The sequence below is a fragment of the Salmonella enterica subsp. enterica serovar Typhimurium str. LT2 genome (assembly GCF_000006945.2).
GTDB lineage: Bacteria > Pseudomonadota > Gammaproteobacteria > Enterobacterales > Enterobacteriaceae > Salmonella > Salmonella enterica.
This window is the reverse complement of sequence record NC_003197.2, coordinates 4,247,846-4,268,362: the sequence shown is the minus strand read 5'-3', so window position 1 is coordinate 4,268,362 and position 20,517 is coordinate 4,247,846. Positions and strand designations below refer to the sequence as shown.

Genomic DNA, 20,517 nt, shown 5'->3' with positions numbered 1-20,517 from the left:
GATTTTTTATCTCGCCGTCGAGATTTACCGGGAGATTTCCGGCACCAGAATCCACTCGGCGCTGTCGTTCCACACGTCCATCCGGGTAATTTTGCCATCGCGCACTTCGAAACGATCGATAAAGCGATTACCGGCAAACGGGCGACCGTCGGGCCATTCCCCATACAGCGTACCGTTGGAATAAATCACAACGTAATGATCATGCTGCACCGCATCAAACTCGCCCAGCGCCTTCTTCACCCACTTGTAGCGAGCGCCGTTAAACTGCGCGATATCTGCCGCGCCAGCCATTGCCCGGCCTCCGGTGAAGGTAATTTTCACCTCCGGGTGCATATACGTTGCGGCGCGTTCAGCATCGGGAATCATCGAGGCCACCAAAAATTCTTTTACGATCGCCACCGCATTTTCAGCTTCAGTCATAATCCTTCCTTTCATTTTGGCGGAGTTTTATCCCCCCACAGTCGTCTGGCGCTATCTTCAATTTTGCCGCTCAAACGACGCTTCTGCATGGTGCGGCTCCAGCTCGCCGACAGCCCGGCGGCGCTCAACAGCCGGTGATATTGTTCGTCATCAAACGGCATAGACCAGGCGATAACACCCGCTTCATGAACCGAGACATCGCTCAGACGCGACGCCAGTTCCAACGGCGCATCGCTGGAGACCTTACCTGGCGCAATGACCCGATACAGCCAGCCGGTTTTTCCGCTGTTCTGCATAAGGAGGGCCATGTCGCTGATGGCAAAGTGGAAATTAAGTTTAAAGCATGGAGAGCGCGGCTGAGTGACCTGGATCAACACCTCGCCCCAGCGGTAGATGTCGCCAATAAACACGTTGTGTTCGGTCATTCCGTTCGTCGACAGATTCTCGCCAAACGCCGGGGCGCAAAACAGCGTCGCCTGCTCGGGGAACTGGCGAATCCAATCAGCATAGTGTTCGCGGGGGTAATGGCATAGCGCGCGGTCGGGGCCGCCGTGGATTTTCTTTTCGGCCTGCTGATCGCCTGCCAGACCGAGCTCGGTCAGCATGAGTTCGCCGTCGATTTGCACCTTGGCGATAGCGCTCGGGCGGCTGCCGTCATAGTCACGAATTTTGCCAATAAACACGTCAACCGGATAATGCATCTGCTGCTCCTTACGCGGATACAAAAAAAGCGAGTCATCAGACTCGCTTCTACAGACGTGCAATGCAAATTATTTTTTAGCGGCGAAACGCGCTGCTGCTTCGTCCCAGTTCACCACGTTCCAGAACTCTTTGATGTAGTCCGGGCGGCGGTTCTGGAATTTCAGGTAGTAAGCGTGTTCCCACACGTCCAGGCCCAGGATCGGGAAGCCGGAAGCGCCGGAAATGGCTTCACCCATCAGCGGGGAATCCTGGTTTGCGGTAGAAACCACAGCCAGTTTGTCGCCTTTCAGCACCAGCCACGCCCAGCCGGAGCCGAAACGGGTTGCTGCTGCTTTTTCGAATTCAGCTTTGAAGTTGTCAACGGAACCGAAGTCACGCTCGATAGCCGCTTTCAGATCGCCCTGCAGAGTGGTGCCTTTTTTCAGCCCTTTCCAGAACAGGCTGTGGTTAGCATGGCCGCCCGCGTTGTTACGCAGCACAGTTTTTTTGTCCGCTGGCACCTGGTCCAGTTTAGTAATCAGTTCTTCAACCGGCAGGCTGGCAAACTCAGGCAGGTTTTCCAGCGCCGCGTTAGCGTTGTTGACATAGGTTTGATGGTGTTTGGTGTGGTGAATCTCCATCGTCTGCTTATCGAAGTGCGGTTCCAGTGCATCATAAGCGTACGGCAGGGATGGCAGTGTATAACTCATAATCATCTCCATTATTGTCGAGCGGCACAGTGTTAACGCCGCGTAAGCAGTTGGTTCATTATAGTTAATTAAATGATATTGAAAATGATTATCAATGCCGTACTTTTTCCAGGGTTATAAACGTTACGGCATCCGCTGAAAAAAACCGTTTTTTACGCCTCCAACCGAAACCGCCTGTTGATGAATTCCTGGAAATCATGAAATGTGAAACAGGGTTTCAAAATCTTTCTTTTGGTGCCAAATTTTGTCAGCGGTGGCAAAATCAAGAAGGTTATAATTTCACACTGCAATTACATTCCCGGTAAATTATTACAATTGCGAGGGAATCATGAAGCAACCTGGTTTTATACGTCTGGCTACGTTGGCCTTACTCTCCACACTCTCTTTCTTCTCCCACGGCGAAACCATTTTGCGCCTGGCCTACGCTGAAAATAGCCAGCCGGTAAAAGATGCGTTGCACTTCCTGGGGCAGCAAGTGGAAGAGAAAACGGGCGGCGATATCAAAGTACAGTACTTCCCGGACGGACAGCTTGGCGGCGAGCGCGAACTGGTGGAGTTGACGCAGGTCGGCGTCGTCGACATCACTAAAGTGTCGTCCGGGCTGATGGAGAGTTTTTCGCCTGAGTACGGCGTGTTCTCACTTCCCTACCTGTTTGCCACCGTCGAGGAATACTACCGCGTAATGGATAACCCGCAGGTGATGGAGCCTGTTTATCAGTCCACCGCCGCGCAGGGGTTTATCGGCGTAGGCTGGTATGATTCCGGCGCGCGTAATTTTTATATGAGCAAAGCGCCGATTAAACGCATTGAGGATTTACGCGGGAAAAAGATCCGCGTCATGCAGAGTGAGACGGCGATCCAAACCCTCAAACTGCTGGGCGCTTCGCCTATCGCCATGAGCCAGGCGGAGGTCTATACCTCATTACAACAAGGCATTCTCGACGGCGCGGAAAACAATGAGTTCGCTCTCACCATCGCCCGCCACGGCGAAGTCGCCCGTTATTACACCTACGATATGCACACCCGCATTCCCGATATCCTGCTAATGAGTACCCTCACGCTGGAAAAGCTGACGCCGGAACAGCAGCGCATCGTCGAAGCCGCCATCAAGGCGTCGATCGAATTTGAGAAAGCCGCATGGGACAAGGAAATAGAGAAAACCAGGCTGGCGGCGGTAAAAGATTTCAACGTTGAATTCTACGAGATCGACAAAAAACCCTTCCAGGAGGCAGTACAGCCTATTTACGACGGTCTGAAAAACAAACCGCGGCTTTACGGGCTGTATCAACGTATCCAGACAGCAAAAAATTAATCTAATCAGGAAATTAAGATGAACACATTCAGAAAAGGACTTGATTTATTGCTGGGCGCTATCTGTTGCCTGGTGCTGGCGATAATGGTTGGCATCGCCTGCTGGCAGGTGGTGAGCCGCTACATTCTGGGCGTTCCCAGCACCCTTACCGAAGAGATGCTGCGATTTCTCCTGGTGTGGGTATCAATGCTGGGCATGGCTTTTGTCGCCGGTCAGAAACAGCATATTAGCCTGACTCTCTTACTGGATAAGGTGTCGCCGACGATTCGCGGCTGGTGGGATATTATCCTGCAGGTCATTTTTATCGCGTTTTCCATTTGGGTATTGATTATCGGCGGCTTAAAGATTTCTGCGATTTCTATGCTGCAAATCTCTCCTGCGCTGGGCATTCCGATGGGAAAAATTTATTACGCGCTCCCCTGCGCGGGCGTACTGATCATCCTCTATGGGCTGCTGAATATCGTTGACGCCCTGAAAGCTATCCATTCCGCCACGGATACCACTGAGCACACTCTGGAGAAATCACATGATTGACCCTATTTTTGCGTCCTGTACGCTAATTGCCGTCTTTGTTGTTTTACTGGCCATGGGCGCGCCTATCGGGATCTGCATCGTTATCGCCTCTTTCAGCACCATGATGCTGGTACTGCCTTTCGATATTTCGATGTTCGCCACCGCGCAAAAAATGTTCTCCAGCCTGGACAGTTTTGCCTTGCTGGCCGTGCCGTTCTTCGTTTTGTCCGGGGTGATCATGAATAGCGGGGGAATTGCCGCCCGGCTGGTCAATTTTGCCAAACTGTTTACTGGCAAACTGCCCGGCTCGCTCTCTTATACCAACATCGTCGGCAATATGATGTTCGGTGCAATTTCCGGATCGGCGATTGCCGCCTCAACCTCCATCGGCGGCGTGATGGTGCCGATGAGCGCGCGCGAAGGTTACGATCGCGGCTTTGCGGCCGCGGTGAATATCGCCTCCGCGCCGACGGGAATGTTAATTCCGCCCACCACGGCTTTTATCCTTTACGCGCTGGCAAGCGGGGGAACATCGATTGCCGCTCTGTTCGCCGGCGGTCTGGTCGCGGGAGTGCTGTGGGGCGTTGGCTGTATGCTGGTCACGCTGGTGGTCGCTAAGCGTCGAAATTATCGGGTTTTCTTCACCGTCCAAAAAGGTATGGCGCTAAAAGTTGCCGTTGAGGCCATTCCCAGCCTGCTGCTGATCGTGATTATTGTCGGCGGCATTGTGCAGGGGATTTTCACCGCCATTGAAGCCTCCGCGATTGCCGTGGTGTATACGTTATTGCTGACGATGGTGTTTTACCGCACGCTGAAAATTAAGGATTTGCCTTCGATTTTGCTCCAGACAGTGGTAATGACCGGGGTCATCATGTTCCTGCTGGCAACCTCTTCGGCGATGTCCTTCTCGATGTCGATCACCAATATTCCTGCGGCGCTGAGCGATATGATCCTCGGTATTTCCGCCAATAAACTGGTTATCCTGTTAGTCATTACCGTCTTTTTGTTGATTATCGGCGCATTTATGGATATTGGTCCGGCCATTCTGATTTTTACCCCGATTCTGCTGCCAATCATGGCTAAACTGGGCGTCGATCCGGTGCATTTCGGCATTATCATGATCTATAACCTGGCGATTGGCACCATTACGCCGCCAGTTGGCAGTGGTTTATATGTCGGGGCGAGCGTCGGTAAGGTCAAAGTTGAGGAAGTGATTAAACCGTTGCTGCCTTTTTACGGCGCGATTATCGGCGTTCTGTTATTAATTACCTACATTCCGGAAATCACACTGTTCTTACCCCGTCTACTGGGCATCATGTAAGCGCATAGTTTCCTGCACATCTCGTTGCCGGATGGCGATTCGCGTCTTATCCGGCCAACGCGCGATAATAATTATCCGCAGGTCATCACCAGGTAAAAAAAACCGGCTACCTATAAAGTAGCCGGAAAAGGGAATAAATAATAAACAGGGATAATGATTAGAATGTGTAGCCTATACCCACGCGGAAACGGGTTTGTCTTTCATCGCTGTTGCTATTGACGGAAACATTACCTACCTCAACGAATGGCGACCATTGGTCAATAATATAGGCAGTTCTGAAGTTATATTCATAGTTATCTTTGCCGCCATCGTAAAGATCATATTTATCGGCTTTCTTATAAATTCCTTCGATTGTCCAGTCAAAGTTGTTCCATTTATAACCCGCCCAGACATCCATACGATTGATGGTATCATCATCACGGATATCAGAAGAACGGCGTACATATTCAAAACGATAGCGCGCGCCAACCCACCAGCTTTCATTTAATGTCCACGTCGCGCGGAAGTAAGGCTTATAGGTAGAGTAACCGTTGCCTGTTTCCAGCACGAAACCCGGTTGCCAGGCGACATCACCGGTTTTAAATTGGTAGCTTATCGTATATTCGTTGCCCTGTGTTTCTAGGTCATTAAACGCTTTATTGGTGTCATCCCCGCCTGATTTTGAGATAGCTTCTATCGCAAAACCAACACCATTCGCAAACCGATGAGAAATATACGCACGGTCATAGTTAGCTTTACTGTCATCAAGATATTCATGACGAACATCGACATATACTGCATGCGCATTTGTTACAACAAGAGGTAATAGTAAGAAAAGAGATTTTCTCATAACAGAATCCATTTAATTTAAAATTAAAACGTTGTTTCATGTCAGACCGTTACAACCATAATACGCAATGTGAATGGCGACAATATAGACAAAGATCTTTAATTTAAAATTGGGATAATGTTCAAAAAGCAAAATAAAATAAATGAAATTCATATTCGTCATATAAAATAAAAATCAAAACACCATCAACAACGCCAATATAGGGATTTCCTTATATTTATATTTAATTGATTCCTAACGTTAATTTCAATATATTTAAATTGTAAATACAAATAAAACAACCAAATAATTACTGTATAACTACCCTTTTATCAAACGGTAAGTCAGACTATTCCCATTATGTGACCTCACGCAGCGTTTTCTTTGCATTGTTGCCAGCTAAGTCGTTTCGTGTCGTTATGATGAAGGTATTTTAGAAAACAAATATTACCCACTGATTTAAATAACATCCAGACGGTCACGATGCGCTCCGACTTTTTTAAAACGTGAAGTTAATCACTTCATTAACGTGCTGATTGCCAGAATACACCCAACGGCGGCAATCGTTATAAGGTTACCAGGCTGCGTAATTTTTAAACTCATGCAAACGGAAGGGGTATCCCGTCCATAAAAAATAATGAGGAACATGTCATGAGTAACGCGATTACGATGGGTATTTTCTGGCATTTGATAGGGGCGGCCAGTGCAGCCTGCTTCTATGCCCCGTTCAAGCAAGTGAAACAGTGGTCATGGGAAACCATGTGGTCAGTGGGCGGCATCGTCTCATGGCTTATTCTGCCGTGGACAATTAGCGCTCTGTTACTGCCTGATTTCTGGGCCTATTATGGGCAGTTTAACCTCTCCACCCTTTTACCGGTTTTTCTGTTCGGCGCCATGTGGGGCATCGGCAATATTAACTACGGCCTGACCATGCGTTATCTCGGCATGTCGATGGGTATCGGCATCGCTATCGGCATTACGCTTATCGTCGGCACGCTGATGACGCCTATCATCAACGGTAACTTCGATGTGTTAATTCATACCGAAGGGGGACGCATGACGCTACTTGGCGTTTTTGTCGCGCTGATCGGCGTCGGGATTGTGACGCGCGCCGGACAGTTAAAAGAACGCAAAATGGGCATTAAAGCGGAGGAGTTCAATCTGAAGAAAGGGCTTCTGCTGGCAGTGATGTGCGGTATTTTCTCGGCGGGAATGTCTTTTGCCATGAACGCCGCGAAACCGATGCATGAAGCTGCTGCCGCGCTTGGCGTTGACCCGCTCTATGTCGCGCTGCCGAGTTACGTGGTGATTATGGGCGGCGGCGCGCTGGTGAACCTCGGTTTCTGTTTTATCCGCCTGGCAAAAGTACAAAATCTGTCGATAAAAGCCGACTTCTCGCTGGCAAGACCGTTGATTATCAGCAATATTCTGCTGTCCGCGCTTGGCGGTCTGATGTGGTATTTGCAGTTCTTTTTCTATGCCTGGGGTCACGCGCGCATTCCAGCGCAATATGACTACATGAGCTGGATGCTGCACATGAGCTTCTATGTGCTGTGCGGGGGGCTTGTCGGTCTGGTGCTAAAAGAGTGGAAAAATGCTGGCCGCCGTCCCGTTGCTGTATTAAGCCTCGGCTGCGTGGTAATTATTATCGCGGCGAATATTGTCGGTTTAGGCATGGCCAGTTAATCGCTTTGATTACTGAGATGACGCCATTGGCTCGGCGTCATCCCGGTTTCCCGCGTGAACACCACTGAAAAATAATTACTATCTTCAAAACCGCACTGCATCGAAATCTCGCTAATCATCAGCGGGCTATGCTGAAGCAGATACTGCGCGTGGCAAATACGGACCTGGCGTAAATATTGATTAATCGTCATCCCGGTTTGGGCGCGAAACTGCTGCCGCAGCACCCGTTCGCTGCATTGTTCCTGCTGGCAAAACGCATCCAGCGCAAAGGGACACTCAAGGCTATTAGCCAAAGCGGTAATTAATTTATCCAACAGGGTTTCTCGGGAGGTTGCCGGAAGATCGTCGGTCGCGTAGCGATGCCGTTTTAACGTCATCACCAGTTGACCAAACAGCAATTCCGCCATCTCATTCGCCAGCGGATCGCGTCCATTACTCTCATGTTCAAGCTGGTTAATGACCTGCCGCGCCTGATTCATTCCCATACTGCCCAGCCGCCAGTGAGGATGCCACTGCGCTCCCTGAAAGCCGGGAATCATCGCCTGCCAGTTTACATTGAGTTTCAAACGCTCCGGGCAGTAAATAATATTTTGCAGCACCAGATCGTTAACGGAAGTATAGGAGTGTTTGTCTTCAGCACGAATGTAAAACAGATCGCCGCGGGTAATTCTGTATGGGCGCTCATTAAGAACGTGTAGGCCATTGCCCCGCCAGACCATCACCAGTTCACAAAACTCATGCGTATGTTCCGCAAAAACATCCTGTGGATAGCGATCGGCAACCGTAACGGCCTGCTGCTCATCAGTAAAAAAATCTTTTTTCAAAAGGATTAACTGATTTGCCACCGCAGCACCTCATGTTGAATGCTTGCCGGATGGCGCTACGCTTATTCTGTCTACCGCTCGCCGCCGTAGGCCAGGTAAGGCGCAGCCGCCATCCGGTATTAAAGGGTATAATTATCAGCATATTGGCGACGAAAACGTTGATAGCGTTCGCGTTACTGGATTATCGCATCGCGTCCCTGACGGATATCCCGCGGCGACCAGTTAAATTCTCGGCGAAACAGAGTCGAAAAGTGGTTACTGTCGCCAAAACCGCAGCGGTACGCGATTTCTGTCACGCTATGATCGCTATGGCGCAATAAATGCCGGGCTTTGATCAAACGCAGGCGATTAAGGTAACGTTGCGGCGTCAGCCCGGTATGCTGTTTAAGCTGACGATGCAGCGTGCGTAGCGACAGCGAAAACTGTTCAGCTACCGCCTCCCAGCAGACCTCCTCCGCAAAATGGTCTTCCAGCCATGCCATCAGTTGGTTGAGTTTGGCGTCGTTATTGGTCGCGCCTTCCATCAGGCTACTGCGGCGTAACAACACCAGTAGTTGCATAAACAAAATTTCGCGATTCGCCACGGCAGGCGCATCCATGCCGTCTCCGGCGCGCTCCATCAGACCGACCAACTGGCGCACCTGCTGCAACACACTCTGATTCACCCGCCAGTGAGAAGGATAGTAACCATCCTGCTCCTGCGGCAGCAATTGATCCAACCCCGCCAGGAACTGGAAGGCGTCCGGTGAACGCCACAGTACATTCGTCAGGCATAGGTTGTCGGTATGTTCATATAAATGCCGGTCGTGATCGCGAACAAAACACACGGTACCGCCGCTGATGGTATACGGCTGCCCGTTGAATACATGAATGCCCGTACCGTGTTCCACAATCACGATTTCATGAAAATCATGATGATGTTCAGGGAAAGCGGCTTGCGGCAGACGAGGTTCAATCGCCACGGGCGCTTTACCTGATGGAAAAAAATCCACGCTATGCAGTACGGTCATGGTTGCTTCCTCCTGAATTCAACATGTCCGAATAGTAATTAAGGGTTATCGGCCTCACCTTAAATTTTTGACGCTAAAGCGCGCAAACATGGTCTTTTTTTCAAGAAAAGGCGGGAAAAAGCGGGAAATGCGGACGACATCACACCGGCCTATTAGTAGAAACTGTGAACGCTATCACGTTCATCTTTGCCTTGTTGCCAGCGGCTCATTTTCCTGTCAGTAACGAGAAGGTAGGTCTTTGAGGGCTTTTTTAGACTGTGCGCAATGACTCTAAGAAGGACCTGATTATGACTTTTCGCCATTGTGTCGCGGTTGATCTCGGCGCATCCAGCGGGCGCGTGATGCTGGCGCGTTACGACAGCAAACACCGTACCCTGACGCTACGTGAAATTCACCGTTTTGTGAACTGCCTACAAAAAACAGACGGGTTTGACACCTGGGACATCGACAGTCTGGAAAAGGATATCCGTCTTGGTCTGAAGAAAGTCTGCAATGAAGGCATTCTTATCGACAGCATCGGCATCGACACCTGGGGCGTCGATTATGTCCTGCTGGATAAACAAGGTCAGCGTGTCGGCCTGCCGGTCTCCTACCGCGATAACCGTACCACGGGCATCATGCCGCAAGCGCTGGTCCAGATCGGCAAAAGCGAAATCTATCGCCGCAGCGGGATTCAGTTTCTGCCGTTTAACACCATCTATCAGCTACGCGCGCTGACGAAACAACAGCCTGAGTTAACGGCGCAGGTCGCTCATGCGCTGCTGATGCCCGATTATTTCAGCTACCGCCTGACCGGTGAAATGAACTGGGAATACACCAACGCCACGACCACCCAGTTGGTCAATATCAATACCGATGACTGGGACGATACCCTGCTGGCGTGGACTGGCGCGAAAAAGAGCTGGTTCGGTCGCCCCTCGCACCCTGGCAATGTTATCGGCGACTGGATTTGCCCGCAGGGCAACCGTATTCCGGTGGTAGCCGTCGCCAGCCACGATACCGCCAGCGCCGTTATTGCCTCTCCGCTGGCAAATAAACATAGCGCTTACCTGTCTTCAGGCACCTGGTCATTGATGGGTTTTGAAAGCAAAATGCCCTACACCACTGATGAGGCGCTGGCCGCCAATATCACCAACGAAGGCGGCGCGGAAGGGCGTTATCGGGTACTGAAAAACATTATGGGTTTGTGGCTGCTCCAGCGTGTGCTGAAAGAACGGCGCATTACCGATCTGCCTGCGCTTATCGCCCAAACAGAAGCGCTGCCGGCCTGCCGTTTCCTGATTAACCCGAATGACGATCGCTTTATCAATCCTGACGATATGCGCGCTGAAATCCAGGCAGCCTGTCGCGAGACCGACCAGCCCGTTCCCGTCAGCGATGCCGAACTGGCGCGCTGCATTTTCGACAGTCTGGCGCTGTTGTATGCCGACATTCTGCACGAACAGGCAAATCTGCGCGGCGAAAAATTTACCCAACTGCATATTGTCGGCGGCGGATGCCAAAACTCGCTACTCAACCAGTTGTGCGCCGATGCATGTGGCATTCGCGTGATGGCCGGGCCGGTTGAAGCCTCCACCCTTGGCAATATTGGTATTCAGCTTATGACCCTCGACGAATTAAACAACGTCGATGACTTCCGTCAGGTCGTCAGCGCTAACTACGACCTGACAACCTATATCCCTAATCCTGATAGTGAAATTGCCCGCCACGTTGCGCAGTTTCAACCCAAACGACAGACAAAGGAGCTTTGCGCATGACCACTCAACTGGAACAAGCCTGGGAACTGGCAAAACAACGTTTCGCCGCAGTAGGTATTGATGTCGAGGAGGCGCTGCGCCAGCTCGATCGCCTGCCGGTTTCCATGCACTGCTGGCAGGGCGACGATGTTGCCGGATTCGAGAACCCGGAAGGTTCGCTGACGGGCGGAATTCAATCGACCGGCAACTATCCGGGCAAAGCGCGTAACGCCACCGAACTGCGCGCCGATCTGGAACAGGCGCTGCGTCTGATCCCAGGCCCAAAACGGCTGAACCTACACGCCATTTACCTTGAGTCGGATACGCCGGTTGCTCGCGACCAGATCAAACCGGAGCATTTTAAAAACTGGGTGGAGTGGGCGAAAGCGAACCGGCTGGGGCTGGATTTCAACCCCACCTGTTTTTCTCATCCACTGAGCGCTGACGGTTTTACCCTCTCTCATCCAGACGCGAAAATTCGCCAGTTCTGGATCGATCACTGCAAAGCCAGCCGCCGCGTCTCGGCATACTTTGGTGAGCAGCTCGGTACGCCGTCGGTGATGAACATCTGGATTCCGGACGGCATGAAAGACATTACCGTCGACCGTTTAGCCCCGCGCCAGCGCCTGCTGGAAGCGCTGGATGAGGTCATTAGCGAGAAATTCGACCCGGCGCACCACATCGACGCCGTTGAGAGCAAACTGTTTGGCATCGGCGCGGAAAGCTACACCGTCGGCTCCAATGAGTTCTACATGGGCTACGCCACCAGCCGTCAGACCGCGCTGTGCCTGGATGCGGGCCACTTCCATCCCACTGAAGTGATTTCCGACAAAATTTCCGCCGCCATGCTCTATGTGCCACGGCTGCTGCTGCACGTCAGCCGCCCGGTACGCTGGGATAGCGACCACGTGGTACTCCTGGACGATGAAACCCAGGCAATTGCCAGCGAAATCGTCCGTCATAACCTGTTCGACCGTGTGCATATCGGTCTGGATTTCTTCGACGCCTCTATCAACCGTGTCGCCGCGTGGGTTATCGGTACCCGCAACATGAAAAAAGCGCTGCTGCGCGCTCTGCTGGAACCCACAGATCAACTGCGTCAGCTTGAGGCCAGCGGCGATTACACCGCGCGTCTGGCGCTGCTGGAAGAGCAAAAATCTCTGCCGTGGCAGGCCGTCTGGGAAATGTATTGCCAGCGTCACGACACGCCGGCTGGCAGCCAGTGGCTGGACAGCGTTCGCGTCTATGAAAAAGAGATCCTGAGCAAACGTAGCTGACAGCGACACCTGATCTGTAGGCCGGATAAGACGCCCGCGTCGCCATCCGGCAATAAATGAAACACGATTGCCGGATGGCGCTGCGCTTATCCGGCCTACGTAAGACCCGAATAACCTTCGGGCAATAAATGGGAACACGAACATGCAAAATATTACCGATTCCTGGTTCGTCCAGGGCATGATTAAAGCCACGTCTGATGCGTGGCTGAAAGGGTGGGACGAACGTAATGGCGGTAACCTGACGCTGCGTCTGGATGAAGCCGATATCGCACCGTTTGCAGCTAATTTCCACGAAAAACCGCGCTACATCGCGCTAAGTCAACCCATGCCGCTGCTGGCGAATACGCCGTTTATCGTTACCGGTTCCGGCAAATTCTTCCGCAACGTGCAGCTCGATCCGGCAGCCAATTTAGGCGTGGTCAAAATCGACAGTGACGGCGCAGGCTACCACATTCTGTGGGGCTTAACCCACGACGCGGTACCCACCTCTGAACTCCCGGCGCATTTCCTCTCCCACTGCGAACGCATCAAAGCCACCCACGGCAAAGACCGCGTCATTATGCATTGCCATGCGACTAACCTGATCGCCCTCACCTACGTACTGGAAAACAACACTGCGCTGATCACCCGCAAACTGTGGGAAGGCAGCACCGAATGCCTGGTGGTATTCCCGGACGGTGTCGGCATTCTGCCGTGGATGGTGCCAGGCACCGATGAAATCGGCCAGGCTACCGCGCAAGAAATGCAGAAACATTCGCTGGTACTGTGGCCGTTCCACGGCGTGTTCGGAAGCGGACCTACGCTGGATGAAACCTTCGGTTTGATAGATACCGCAGAGAAATCCGCTGAGGTATTAGTCAAAATCTATTCGATGGGCGGTATGAAGCAGACCATCACGCGCGAAGAACTGGTCGCACTCGGCAAACGTTTTGGTGTGACACCGCTGGCCAGCGCCGTAGCGCTGTACTGATACCTCCCAACTCAACGCCGGATGCGGCTTTGCCTTATCCGGCCTACAGGACGGTGCGCATTTTACCGTAGGCCCGATAAGCGTAGCGCCATCGGGCAACAGGGAATTTTTTTAAGGAGAATAGTGATGAGCTTTATGTTGGCACTGCCAAAAATTAGCCTGCATGGCGCTGGAGCGATTGCCGATATGGTGAACCTCGTGGCGAATAAGCAATGGGGCAAAGCGCTGATCGTTACCGATGGTCAACTGGTAAAGCTGGGCCTGCTGGATAGCCTGTTTAGCGCACTGGATGAACATCAAATGTCTTACCACCTGTTTGATGAGGTGTTCCCAAACCCGACAGAAGAGCTGGTGCAGAAAGGTTTTGCGGCGTATCAGAGCGCAGAATGTGACTACATTATCGCCTTCGGCGGCGGCAGCCCGATCGATACCGCAAAAGCGGTGAAAATCCTCACCGCCAACCCTGGCCCTTCCACCGCCTACTCCGGCGTCGGCAAAGTGAAAAACGCCGGCGTACCGCTGGTAGCGATTAATACTACGGCAGGTACCGCGGCCGAGATGACCAGCAACGCGGTGATTATCGACTCTGCCCGTAAGGTCAAAGAGGTGATCATCGACCCGAATATCATCCCGGATATTGCCGTGGATGACGCCAGCGTCATGCTGGAAATCCCGGCGTCTGTGACCGCCGCAACCGGCATGGATGCCCTGACCCATGCGGTGGAAGCCTATGTCTCCGTTGGCGCGCATCCGCTTACCGACGCTAACGCGCTGGAAGCGATTCGCTTAATCAATTTGTGGCTACCGAAAGCGGTTGACGATGGCCATAACCTCGAAGCCCGTGAGCAAATGGCATTCGGCCAGTACCTGGCGGGTATGGCGTTCAACAGCGCCGGTTTGGGGCTGGTTCACGCGCTGGCGCACCAGCCGGGCGCAACTCACAACCTGCCGCACGGCGTCTGCAACGCTATCCTGCTGCCAATTGTCGAGAACTTTAACCGTCCGAACGCCGTCGCGCGTTTTGCCCGTATCGCACAGGCGATGGGCGTAGAGACGCGCGGTATGTCTGACGAAGCCGCAAGTCAGGAAGCGATTAACGCTATCCGTACGCTGAGCAAACGCGTCGGCATTCCAGAAGGTTTCAGCAAGCTGGGCGTCACAAAAGAAGATATCGAAGGCTGGCTGGATAAAGCCCTCGCCGACCCGTGCGCGCCGTGTAACCCGCGCACCGCCAGCCGCGATGAAGTTCGCGGGCTGTACCTGGAGGCGTTATGATCCGCAAAGCCTTTGTGATGCAGGTAAATGCCGACGCGCACGAGGAGTATCAGCGTCGTCATAACCCAATCTGGCCGGAGCTGGAAGCCGTATTAAAATCTCACGGCGCGCATCACTACGCGATTTATCTCGATCAGGAGCGCAATCTGCTGTTCGCCACCGTTGAGATTGAATCCGAGGAGCGCTGGAACGCCGTTGCCAGCACCGACGTTTGCCAGCGTTGGTGGAAACATATGCGTGACGTTATGCCCGCGAATCCGGATAACAGCCCGGTCAGCGCAGAGCTAAAAGAGGTGTTCTATCTGCAGTAAGTCGTGTGCCCGATGGCGCAAGCTTACCGGGCCTACGGTTTTATTTTTTGTCGGCCGGATAAGGCGGTTACGCCGCCATCCGGCAATTTCAATTCTGCTCCGCTACCAGGATAGCCTGAGTATCCGGTTCCAGCGCTTTAAAGATATGCGCCTGGTCGCCGGGATAACAAATGTAATCGCCCTCCGCCAGCTCTTCCGGCGCCTCGGTTAAGCCGACGAGGGCTTTTCCCTGCGTAACAATAATATGTTCCACCGACCCCGGCGGATGCGGATGAGAGATCCGGTCGGCCCCCGGCTGCGTCAACAGCAGATAGATATCACGCCGCGCGCCGGGCGGACACGCCGCCAGTAATATCGCCTGATAATGCGCCTGCTCCGCCACCACTTTGGTGCCTTCTCCGCGGCGAATCACCTGCGTTTTTTGTACCTGCGGCTCCAGCAGCCTGGCAAAGGGAATGTCGAGCGCGACGCATAGCGACCATAACGTCTCCAGGCTGGGGTTGCCGTTCCCTGCTTCCAGTTGTGAAAGCGTAGATTTAGCGATGCCTGCGCGCCGCGCAATCTCCGCCAGCGACAGTCCGGTTCGCTGGCGTTCGCGTACCAGACTTCTGGCAATGACGCTAATAGGTTGTGTCATAAAGCATCCAACGTTCACTATAACGAACGAAATGTTCGTCTTGTAAAGCAAATCTGTTCCGTTCATTATAATGAAAATTCGTTCGATATGACTAAAGAAGATGAAACACTATTTTTCCTGTCTCAAGGGAGACACGATAAAAGCGATATTTTTAGTGTGCCTGGCCGTGGGCGTCGTCGGCATGTCCTATGGCTCACTGGCGATGGCCTACGGTTTCCCACTGTGGGTGCCGTTTGTCCTCTCTATTTTTGTGCTGGCGGGCGCGTCCGAATTTATGTTTATCGGCATTGTTGCCAGCGGCGGCAATCCGTTAGCGGCGGCGGCGGCAGGACTGCTGGTGAATGCGCGCCACGTGCCGTTTGGCGTAACGGTGCGCGATTTGGTTGGCACCCGCGCCGCCAGCTTTTTCGGCTGCCATATTATGAATGATGAGAGCGTGGTGTTCGGCCTGTCGCAAAAAACACCCGAACAACGTAAAGCCGCCTACTGGCTATGCGGTCTGGGCGTCGCCCTATTCTGGCCGATTGGCACACTGATTGGCGCTGGTGTCGGCAAACTGCTTCCGGCCCCAGAAACCATCGGTCTGGATGCCGTATTCCCGGCAATCTTACTGGCGCTGGTGATCCCGGCGTTTAAAAACCGCACCACATTGATTCGTGGTTGCAGCGGCGCCGCGCTGTCGCTTGCCGCCGTTCCTTTTGTGGCTGCCGGATTGCCGGTGTTGCTTTCGCTGCTTGGCCTACTGGCGAGGAAAAAATAATGGGCAATATGACGCTATTTATTATCGGTATTGCTCTTTTGTCTGCGGGAACCTATTTGATGCGCCTCGGCGGCGCGAAACTTGGCAGCCGTCTGGCGCTGTCTGAGCGTTCACAGGCGCTGCTCTCGGATGCGGCAACGGTGCTGCTATTCTCCGTCGCGCTGGCGACCACCTTTTACGAAGGCGAACATTTTGCCGGAATGGCGCGCGTTCTTGGGGTTGGCTTCGCCGTATTTTTAGCCTGGCGTAAAATGCCGCTTATTGTGGTGATTATCGCCGCTGCGGTAGTGACAGCACTGTTGCGGCTGGCAGGTATTAATTAACGTCTTACAGAACAGTTGGACGTGACACCCTATAAGTGATGAAGGCTGGGCCGCCCTATGCTGAAGTAGCTCAGAATTTTCGCATCAGGGGGATAAATGCTTTCCATATAAATGCCGATCCTCAATGACACTACCAGTACCTTCCAGCGTGACGTCAACATCTTGTGATAGCTTCAGATTACTGGTTTTTCTAATAACTCTCTTTAGTTAATGTTTACGTCAGCTATTTTTACGGATATTGCCTGATGAAGAATACATGAACGAAAAAAGCGCCTGATCGGCGCTTTTTATTGGCGTTATCGCGTAATTTTATAGGCACTTGCGCCAGCCTGTGCGCAGTTAATGTGCCGTCACTCAACGCAGGCGGTTATAATCATCCACCATCTCGTTATAACTTCTCAACGACGCCGGATAAGAATCCGCAACCATCCATCCTGTTGCAGGGTCCTGCACCCGTTTCTTTTCAAAATCAGAATACTCAACATTGTCTCTGATGCGACGAATATATTTTTTAGCTTGTAGCTGATAATCAGCCGCAGAGCTGATGAAAGAAGAATTACGGCCATCAGTATTCACTTCTTTCAATTGCGCAATCATTGTTTCCAGTTCCGCGACTTTTTTCATCATCGCTTCGGCATCAAAGGTATCGGCAGAAATAACCTTGTTGATCTGCTTTGCCGAAATCATGACAGCCAGAGAATAATAGTTAAATGTTTTGCCTTCCGCTTCTTCTATTCTCTTCAACTGTGTCAATTGCCGCCTGTCATTTATTTCCTGAATAGCCTCATGATATTTTTCCGAGACGGGTTTAAAATCCTCGATATTCTTCAGTAATGTCTGATGCAGCGCCTTACCTTTAGCAAAGGCATCATCTTTATAGTTTTCCTGGGTATAATATTTTTCCATTTCGTTAATGGTATTACCCAGCGCGGCGGCGCTATCAATATAGCTAACGGCAACGCCATCAATAGGCTCAAGTAATGGCGTTAAGGCGGCCACCTGTTTCATCTCTTTCTGGCAATTCGTTATGTAAGACTCCGTAATACCATAAATGCCATAAACCAGGCTCTCTTTCCCTGTCGGACCTTTTTTAAAGTCTTTCACCCAATCCGCGTAACGCGCCAGACTGTGCTGAACGGGCAATTGAAGTTTATTAAAACAATCGATATAGACATCCATTTTTTCACTATAAACTTCTTCAGCGTCAACCTCCGGCTGAGCTGGCGTTTCTGGTTTCGCCACCGGGGGCTGAGTTGCCGTTTCTGGCTTCGCTGCTGAGGGCTGCGCTGGACTTTCGCCAGATTGCGTTTCCGGCGTCTGAGAAGGCGCTGGCGTCGCAGGCTGACTGCTGGCGGCCGGCGTCGCCTCGGTTTTAACATTATTGTCATCACATCCTGTTGCGCCCAGGGTCATTAGCGCAATGATTATCGCTGAGGATAATAAATTCCTTTTCATTTAATTGCCTTTTGTATATTTACGTTGGGGTTCTCTTATTTTAACGAACACATTGATATTGATAATGTTAATTATAATGAAATATGCATTAAGTATTTTTTGTGTTGAATAAATCACATACCTGTTTTTTTTCATTAAAATGAATCTGTAAATTTCAATGATATTATTTATAGGTTATTCTAATGAAAAAGGATTTGTTATCATCAATTATTATCGCTATGCTGATGACTGCCGGGCTAAGCGCTTGTGATGAAAAAAAAGCGGACGAACAACCTGTAGCTCAGAGTGCGGACTCATCAGCGAGCAATACACAACCCACATCAGCGGAAAGCGCAGATGCGAACGATGTTCTTAACCAAAAGCTGAATGTTTACATTGATTGTTATAATAATCTCCAGGCAGATATTTACCGTGCTGTAAATCGTTATGCTAACACATTCGACGATTTCCGCACCGGCCCTACCGGTAAGGAAGACGATCCCTCTCCGCTGGTTCCTGTGTATCCTGCATTTATCCAGGACTGCCGGAAAGACATCAAGGCGGCGGCTGAATTAAAGCCGGCGTTTGCCTCTCTGGATAGTGCTGCTCTGGCATTTATTAATGCGGCTGGGCCACTAGCTGAAACAATCAATAGTATGAATAAATACTATGATCAAGATAACTTCAAGGATGATGCCTTTGCTGGCGCTAAAGCGTTCCATAAAACGTTTATAAAACAGTTCGATGAGTTTGATCCCATTGCGAAGAAATATATCGCCGAGATTACCATTATGAGTGGGCAGCATGCGGCTAATGAAATTAAGGCGACCGAGAAGAAAGAAGGTAAATCCATTAAGTACTATACGCTTTTGACGATGCAGGAAGCCGAGACGCTTAATGACGCTGTAGCTGATGATTCTTTTGATGTGGCGGCAGTAAGCAAACAGCTCGCTGATTTTGAAGAGCATACTCAGAAGCTAAACGAGAAGATCAACGTTGATATAGATAAACATCGTAGCTTCCCTGGCTTTATTTCTGAGCTGGAAAAATTCCAGGGCAAGGTGAAAAAACGCATTCGGCGCGTGCGCGATAACGTGGCGTATACCTCGCATGAGCAGGACTACCTCAATAGCGGCAGCGGCGATATGGTAGATGGTTCTTATGAGGCTGTGGTTAAAGCTTATAACGAACTCATCGACACCTATAATGGCTATCATCTTGAGCGTGAGTTCTAAGCTTTTCACGCTGCAAATCGCGTGCATATAACCGCTAAACTGAGCAAATAAGTCGTTAGCGACTGCCAAAAGAGCGCCCCAGGGGCGCTTTTTTCGTTCGAAGTATTACCGGGTAGCAAGCGCCTCGTGAATGGCTGGAATAAGCTGCGGTCCAGCATAAAAACGATTAAAACCTGTATGGCCTCGCCACTATACGTGATTCCGTTATCAAGAGAGGCTGTAAAATTGAGAAAATATATATTTTACGCAAATGTAGAGGGTACTATTTTAGTCTGCGATTAACCGCTGCGGATGGGTATAAATCGTCGCCCGACCCGGCTTACAGAACCCCACCAGCGTCAGATTGCAGCGTTCAGCCACCTCGACCGCCAGCGTCGTTGCGGCAGAGACGGCAAACAGAATTTCAACGCCGCACATCGCGGACTTCTGCACCATTTCGTAACTCGCGCGACTGGAAACCAGCGCCGCGCCTTGCCGCCATTCCTCACCTTCCGTAGCGCGGCGGCCGAGCAGTTTATCCAGCGCAACGTGGCGTCCGACATCTTCATGGCCCCCCGCCAGTTCACCCGACGGCATGACCCATGCCGCAGCGTGCGTACAACCCGTCAGCTTACCCGTCGGTTGAAAATCATTCAGATGTTTTAACGCGCGATCAAGGTTACCGAGATTAAACGTTTGGCTAAACGGCAGCGGTTGCACCGGCTTACCGATGTCATTGAGCTGTTCCACGCCACATACGCCGCAACCGGTACGTCCGGCCAGCGCGCGACGACGCGCTTTCAGCCCCATAAATCGACGGCTGGAAAGATCAATCTGCACTTCAAGTCCGTTACAGGACGGTACAACGTCCATGCCATAGATTTCACGCGGGCTGTCAATGATCCCTTCCGACAGAGAAAACCCCATTGCAAAATGCGTCAGATCTTTCGGAGAGGCCATCATAACGACATGCGAAATGCCGTTATACACCAGTGCCACTGGCACTTCCTCGGCAACATCATCAAGTTGGGGGGACTGCAAATCCTCGCGTTTCCAGAGAGTCAACTGGCGTGAGGTTGTGAAATCAGTCACATTTAGGACTTCTTCAGACAGTATATTGTTCACTTTCTTTTAACCATATAAGAACACACACACCAACATTATGGTATTCTGTTACAACTCCTCCCGGATGGAGGAAAATTTATCCAATTCTGAACCTTTGCGGGCCCGTCCGCAAAGAAAAATAACAACCACTCCCTGAGCGTTTCGGATAGAGAAATGTGAAAGAGAAGTGA

General features: G+C 51.4%; 21 protein-coding genes and 43 other annotated features. Of the genes, 12 read left to right on the top strand and 9 right to left on the bottom strand.

Annotated features, from left to right (window positions below; translation table 11 throughout):
* Positions 1-24 precede the first annotated feature (24 nt).
* From STM4057 to sodA, 3 genes are all read right to left on the bottom strand, one after another.
* Positions 25-427 (bottom strand): putative inner membrane protein gene (locus tag STM4057; protein NP_462938.1). Within the gene, positions 25-420 belong to an annotated coding region; the region does not span the whole gene.
* Positions 422-427: a ribosome-binding site (putative RBS for STM4057; RegulonDB:STMS1H003984), on the bottom strand. (Overlaps the previous gene by 6 nt.)
* A 4-nt stretch (positions 428-431) precedes the next feature.
* Complete coding sequence (gene yiiM / locus STM4056) at positions 432-1,184, bottom strand: putative cytoplasmic protein (protein NP_462937.3); 753 nt, start codon at positions 1,182-1,184, stop codon at positions 432-434.
* Between the two features lie 6 nt (positions 1,185-1,190).
* Positions 1,191-1,933 (bottom strand): superoxide dismutase gene (sodA, locus tag STM4055; protein ID NP_462936.1). Within the gene, positions 1,191-1,811 belong to an annotated coding region; the region does not span the whole gene.
* Positions 1,812-1,874: a protein binding site (putative binding site for ArcA, RegulonDB: STMS1H000017), on the bottom strand. Its footprint overlaps the gene before it by 63 nt.
* Positions 1,818-1,823, bottom strand: a ribosome-binding site (putative RBS for sodA; RegulonDB:STMS1H003983). It overlaps the preceding feature by 6 nt.
* Positions 1,844-1,906: a protein binding site (putative binding site for ArcA, RegulonDB: STMS1H000020), on the bottom strand.
* Positions 1,864-1,878 (bottom strand) — a protein binding site (putative binding site for IHF, RegulonDB: STMS1H000228). It overlaps the preceding feature by 15 nt.
* Positions 1,880-1,894, bottom strand: a protein binding site (putative binding site for IHF, RegulonDB: STMS1H000225).
* Positions 1,880-1,900, bottom strand: a protein binding site (putative binding site for Fur, RegulonDB: STMS1H000192). Its footprint overlaps the feature before it by 15 nt.
* Positions 1,882-1,904 (bottom strand) — a protein binding site (putative binding site for FNR, RegulonDB: STMS1H000166). Its footprint overlaps the feature before it by 19 nt.
* Positions 1,884-1,904: a protein binding site (putative binding site for SoxS, RegulonDB: STMS1H000367), on the bottom strand. Its footprint overlaps the feature before it by 21 nt.
* Positions 1,892-1,906, bottom strand: a protein binding site (putative binding site for IHF, RegulonDB: STMS1H000231). Its footprint overlaps the feature before it by 13 nt.
* Positions 1,892-1,912: a protein binding site (putative binding site for Fur, RegulonDB: STMS1H000188), on the bottom strand. It overlaps the preceding feature by 15 nt.
* Positions 1,898-1,906: a -10 signal (putative -10_signal for sodA; RegulonDB:STMLTH004643), on the bottom strand. (Overlaps the previous feature by 9 nt.)
* Positions 1,915-1,928: a protein binding site (putative binding site for IHF, RegulonDB: STMS1H000227), on the bottom strand.
* Positions 1,925-1,933 (bottom strand) — a -35 signal (putative -35_signal for sodA; RegulonDB:STMLTH004643). (Overlaps the previous feature by 4 nt.)
* Before the next feature lie 200 nt (positions 1,934-2,133).
* Positions 2,134-2,139: a ribosome-binding site (putative RBS for STM4054; RegulonDB:STMS1H003982), on the top strand.
* Between sodA and STM4054 the strand changes: the two genes are divergently transcribed.
* From STM4054 to STM4052, 3 genes are all read left to right on the top strand, one after another.
* The gene (locus STM4054; protein ID NP_462935.1) for a putative dicarboxylate-binding periplasmic protein occupies positions 2,134-3,123 on the top strand. Within the gene, positions 2,140-3,123 belong to an annotated coding region; the region does not span the whole gene. (Overlaps the previous feature by 6 nt.)
* Before the next feature lie 10 nt (positions 3,124-3,133).
* Positions 3,134-3,139: a ribosome-binding site (putative RBS for STM4053; RegulonDB:STMS1H003981), on the top strand.
* Positions 3,134-3,657, top strand: a protein-coding gene (locus STM4053) for a putative C4-dicarboxylate transport system (protein ID NP_462934.1). Within the gene, positions 3,142-3,657 belong to an annotated coding region; the region does not span the whole gene. It overlaps the preceding feature by 6 nt.
* Positions 3,643-3,648: a ribosome-binding site (putative RBS for STM4052; RegulonDB:STMS1H003980), on the top strand. Its footprint overlaps the gene before it by 6 nt.
* The gene (locus STM4052) for a putative C4-dicarboxylate transport system (RefSeq protein ID NP_462933.1) occupies positions 3,643-4,957 on the top strand. Within the gene, positions 3,650-4,957 belong to an annotated coding region; the region does not span the whole gene. The genes STM4053 and STM4052 overlap by 15 nt, the downstream gene beginning before the upstream one ends.
* A gap of 157 nt (positions 4,958-5,114) precedes the next feature.
* Here the strand turns inward: STM4052 and STM4051 are convergent.
* Positions 5,115-5,798, bottom strand: coding sequence for a putative outer membrane protein (locus STM4051; RefSeq protein NP_462932.3), 684 nt, complete (start codon positions 5,796-5,798; stop codon positions 5,115-5,117).
* A gap of 463 nt (positions 5,799-6,261) precedes the next feature.
* Positions 6,262-6,270 (top strand) — a -35 signal (putative -35_signal for rhaT; RegulonDB:STMLTH004642).
* Here STM4051 and rhaT point away from each other — a divergent pair.
* Positions 6,262-7,451 (top strand): DMT Superfamily L-rhamnose:H+ symporter protein gene (gene rhaT, locus STM4050; protein ID NP_462931.1). Within the gene, positions 6,417-7,451 belong to an annotated coding region; the region does not span the whole gene. It overlaps the preceding feature by 9 nt.
* Positions 6,264-6,282 (top strand) — a protein binding site (putative binding site for RhaS, RegulonDB: STMS1H000361). Its footprint overlaps the gene before it by 19 nt.
* Positions 6,270-6,290: a protein binding site (putative binding site for CRP, RegulonDB: STMS1H000064), on the top strand. It overlaps the preceding feature by 13 nt.
* Positions 6,281-6,289 (top strand) — a -10 signal (putative -10_signal for rhaT; RegulonDB:STMLTH004642). It overlaps the preceding feature by 9 nt.
* Positions 6,405-6,410: a ribosome-binding site (putative RBS for rhaT; RegulonDB:STMS1H003979), on the top strand.
* Here the strand turns inward: rhaT and rhaR are convergent.
* Together rhaR and rhaS are read right to left on the bottom strand one after the other, a co-directional pair.
* The gene (gene rhaR / locus STM4049) for a positive regulator for rhaRS operon (protein ID NP_462930.1) occupies positions 7,448-8,307 on the bottom strand. Within the gene, positions 7,448-8,296 belong to an annotated coding region; the region does not span the whole gene. The two genes, rhaT and rhaR, sit on opposite strands and share 4 nt — an antisense overlap.
* Positions 8,302-8,307: a ribosome-binding site (putative RBS for rhaR; RegulonDB:STMS1H003978), on the bottom strand. It overlaps the preceding gene by 6 nt.
* A gap of 141 nt (positions 8,308-8,448) precedes the next feature.
* Positions 8,449-9,351, bottom strand: a protein-coding gene (gene rhaS, locus STM4048) for a positive regulator for rhaBAD operon (RefSeq protein NP_462929.1). Within the gene, positions 8,449-9,285 belong to an annotated coding region; the region does not span the whole gene.
* Positions 9,254-9,272: a protein binding site (putative binding site for RhaS, RegulonDB: STMS1H000363), on the top strand. It overlaps the preceding gene by 19 nt.
* Positions 9,295-9,300, bottom strand: a ribosome-binding site (putative RBS for rhaS; RegulonDB:STMS1H003977).
* Positions 9,316-9,324 (bottom strand) — a -10 signal (putative -10_signal for rhaS; RegulonDB:STMLTH004641).
* Positions 9,343-9,351: a -35 signal (putative -35_signal for rhaS; RegulonDB:STMLTH004641), on the bottom strand.
* Positions 9,344-9,364 (bottom strand) — a protein binding site (putative binding site for RhaR, RegulonDB: STMS1H000359). (Overlaps the previous feature by 8 nt.)
* Before the next feature lie 11 nt (positions 9,365-9,375).
* Positions 9,376-9,396: a protein binding site (putative binding site for RhaR, RegulonDB: STMS1H000358), on the bottom strand.
* 32 nt (positions 9,397-9,428) lie between these two features.
* Positions 9,429-9,437 (top strand) — a -35 signal (putative -35_signal for rhaB; RegulonDB:STMLTH004640).
* Here rhaS and rhaB point away from each other — a divergent pair.
* The 5 genes from rhaB (at position 9,429) to yiiL (ending at position 14,854) form a co-directional block, all read left to right on the top strand.
* Positions 9,429-11,042, top strand: a protein-coding gene (gene rhaB / locus STM4047) for a rhamnulokinase (protein NP_462928.1). Within the gene, positions 9,573-11,042 belong to an annotated coding region; the region does not span the whole gene. (Overlaps the previous feature by 9 nt.)
* Positions 9,448-9,456 (top strand) — a -10 signal (putative -10_signal for rhaB; RegulonDB:STMLTH004640). (Overlaps the previous gene by 9 nt.)
* Positions 9,449-9,464: a protein binding site (putative binding site for CRP, RegulonDB: STMS1H000068), on the top strand. Its footprint overlaps the feature before it by 8 nt.
* Positions 9,561-9,566, top strand: a ribosome-binding site (putative RBS for rhaB; RegulonDB:STMS1H003976).
* Positions 9,588-9,606: a protein binding site (putative binding site for RhaS, RegulonDB: STMS1H000362), on the top strand.
* Positions 9,686-9,706, bottom strand: a protein binding site (putative binding site for RhaR, RegulonDB: STMS1H000360).
* Positions 11,025-11,030, top strand: a ribosome-binding site (putative RBS for rhaA; RegulonDB:STMS1H003975).
* Positions 11,025-12,298, top strand: a protein-coding gene (gene rhaA / locus STM4046; protein NP_462927.1) for an L-rhamnose isomerase. Within the gene, positions 11,039-12,298 belong to an annotated coding region; the region does not span the whole gene. The genes rhaB and rhaA overlap by 18 nt, the downstream gene beginning before the upstream one ends.
* 128 nt (positions 12,299-12,426) lie before the next feature.
* Positions 12,427-12,432 (top strand) — a ribosome-binding site (putative RBS for rhaD; RegulonDB:STMS1H003974).
* The gene (gene rhaD / locus STM4045; protein NP_462926.1) for a rhamnulose-1-phosphate aldolase occupies positions 12,427-13,268 on the top strand. Within the gene, positions 12,441-13,268 belong to an annotated coding region; the region does not span the whole gene. (Overlaps the previous feature by 6 nt.)
* Positions 13,269-13,381: 113 nt before the next feature.
* Positions 13,382-13,387 (top strand) — a ribosome-binding site (putative RBS for STM4044; RegulonDB:STMS1H003973).
* Positions 13,382-14,543, top strand: a protein-coding gene (locus STM4044; RefSeq protein NP_462925.1) for a putative iron-containing alcohol dehydrogenase. Within the gene, positions 13,395-14,543 belong to an annotated coding region; the region does not span the whole gene. It overlaps the preceding feature by 6 nt.
* Positions 14,529-14,534: a ribosome-binding site (putative RBS for yiiL; RegulonDB:STMS1H003972), on the top strand. (Overlaps the previous gene by 6 nt.)
* Positions 14,529-14,854, top strand: a protein-coding gene (gene yiiL, locus STM4043) for a putative cytoplasmic protein (protein ID NP_462924.1). Within the gene, positions 14,540-14,854 belong to an annotated coding region; the region does not span the whole gene. The genes STM4044 and yiiL overlap by 15 nt, the downstream gene beginning before the upstream one ends.
* Before the next feature lie 88 nt (positions 14,855-14,942).
* Here the strand turns inward: yiiL and STM4042A are convergent.
* Positions 14,943-15,509: a hypothetical protein gene (locus tag STM4042A; protein NP_462923.1), complete on the bottom strand. Its 567-nt coding sequence runs from the start codon at positions 15,507-15,509 to the stop codon at positions 14,943-14,945.
* 76 nt (positions 15,510-15,585) lie between these two features.
* Positions 15,586-15,591, top strand: a ribosome-binding site (putative RBS for STM4042; RegulonDB:STMS1H003971).
* Here STM4042A and STM4042 point away from each other — a divergent pair.
* The gene (locus STM4042) for a putative branched-chain amino acid permease (RefSeq protein NP_462922.1) occupies positions 15,586-16,251 on the top strand. Within the gene, positions 15,592-16,251 belong to an annotated coding region; the region does not span the whole gene. Its footprint overlaps the feature before it by 6 nt.
* Positions 16,244-16,249, top strand: a ribosome-binding site (putative RBS for STM4041; RegulonDB:STMS1H003970). Its footprint overlaps the gene before it by 6 nt.
* Positions 16,244-16,574 (top strand): putative inner membrane protein gene (locus STM4041; RefSeq protein NP_462921.1). Within the gene, positions 16,251-16,574 belong to an annotated coding region; the region does not span the whole gene. Before STM4042 ends, STM4041 begins: the two co-directional genes overlap by 8 nt.
* Positions 16,575-16,928: 354 nt before the next feature.
* Here STM4041 and yiiG read toward each other — a convergent pair.
* A complete protein-coding gene (yiiG, locus tag STM4040; RefSeq protein ID NP_462920.3) occupies positions 16,929-17,987 on the bottom strand; it encodes a putative cytoplasmic protein in 1,059 nt (352 codons plus the stop codon).
* A gap of 219 nt (positions 17,988-18,206) precedes the next feature.
* Positions 18,207-18,212 (top strand) — a ribosome-binding site (putative RBS for STM4039; RegulonDB:STMS1H003969).
* On the opposite strand from yiiG, the gene STM4039 reads away from it, so the two are divergent.
* Positions 18,207-19,243, top strand: a protein-coding gene (locus STM4039; protein ID NP_462919.1) for a putative inner membrane lipoprotein. Within the gene, positions 18,212-19,243 belong to an annotated coding region; the region does not span the whole gene. It overlaps the preceding feature by 6 nt.
* Positions 19,244-19,510: 267 nt before the next feature.
* On the opposite strand, the gene fdhD is transcribed toward STM4039, so the two are convergent.
* Positions 19,511-20,361 (bottom strand): putative formate dehydrogenase formation protein gene (gene fdhD, locus STM4038; protein NP_462918.1). Within the gene, positions 19,511-20,347 belong to an annotated coding region; the region does not span the whole gene.
* Positions 20,356-20,361, bottom strand: a ribosome-binding site (putative RBS for fdhD; RegulonDB:STMS1H003968). Its footprint overlaps the gene before it by 6 nt.
* Positions 20,362-20,517 lie beyond the last annotated feature (156 nt).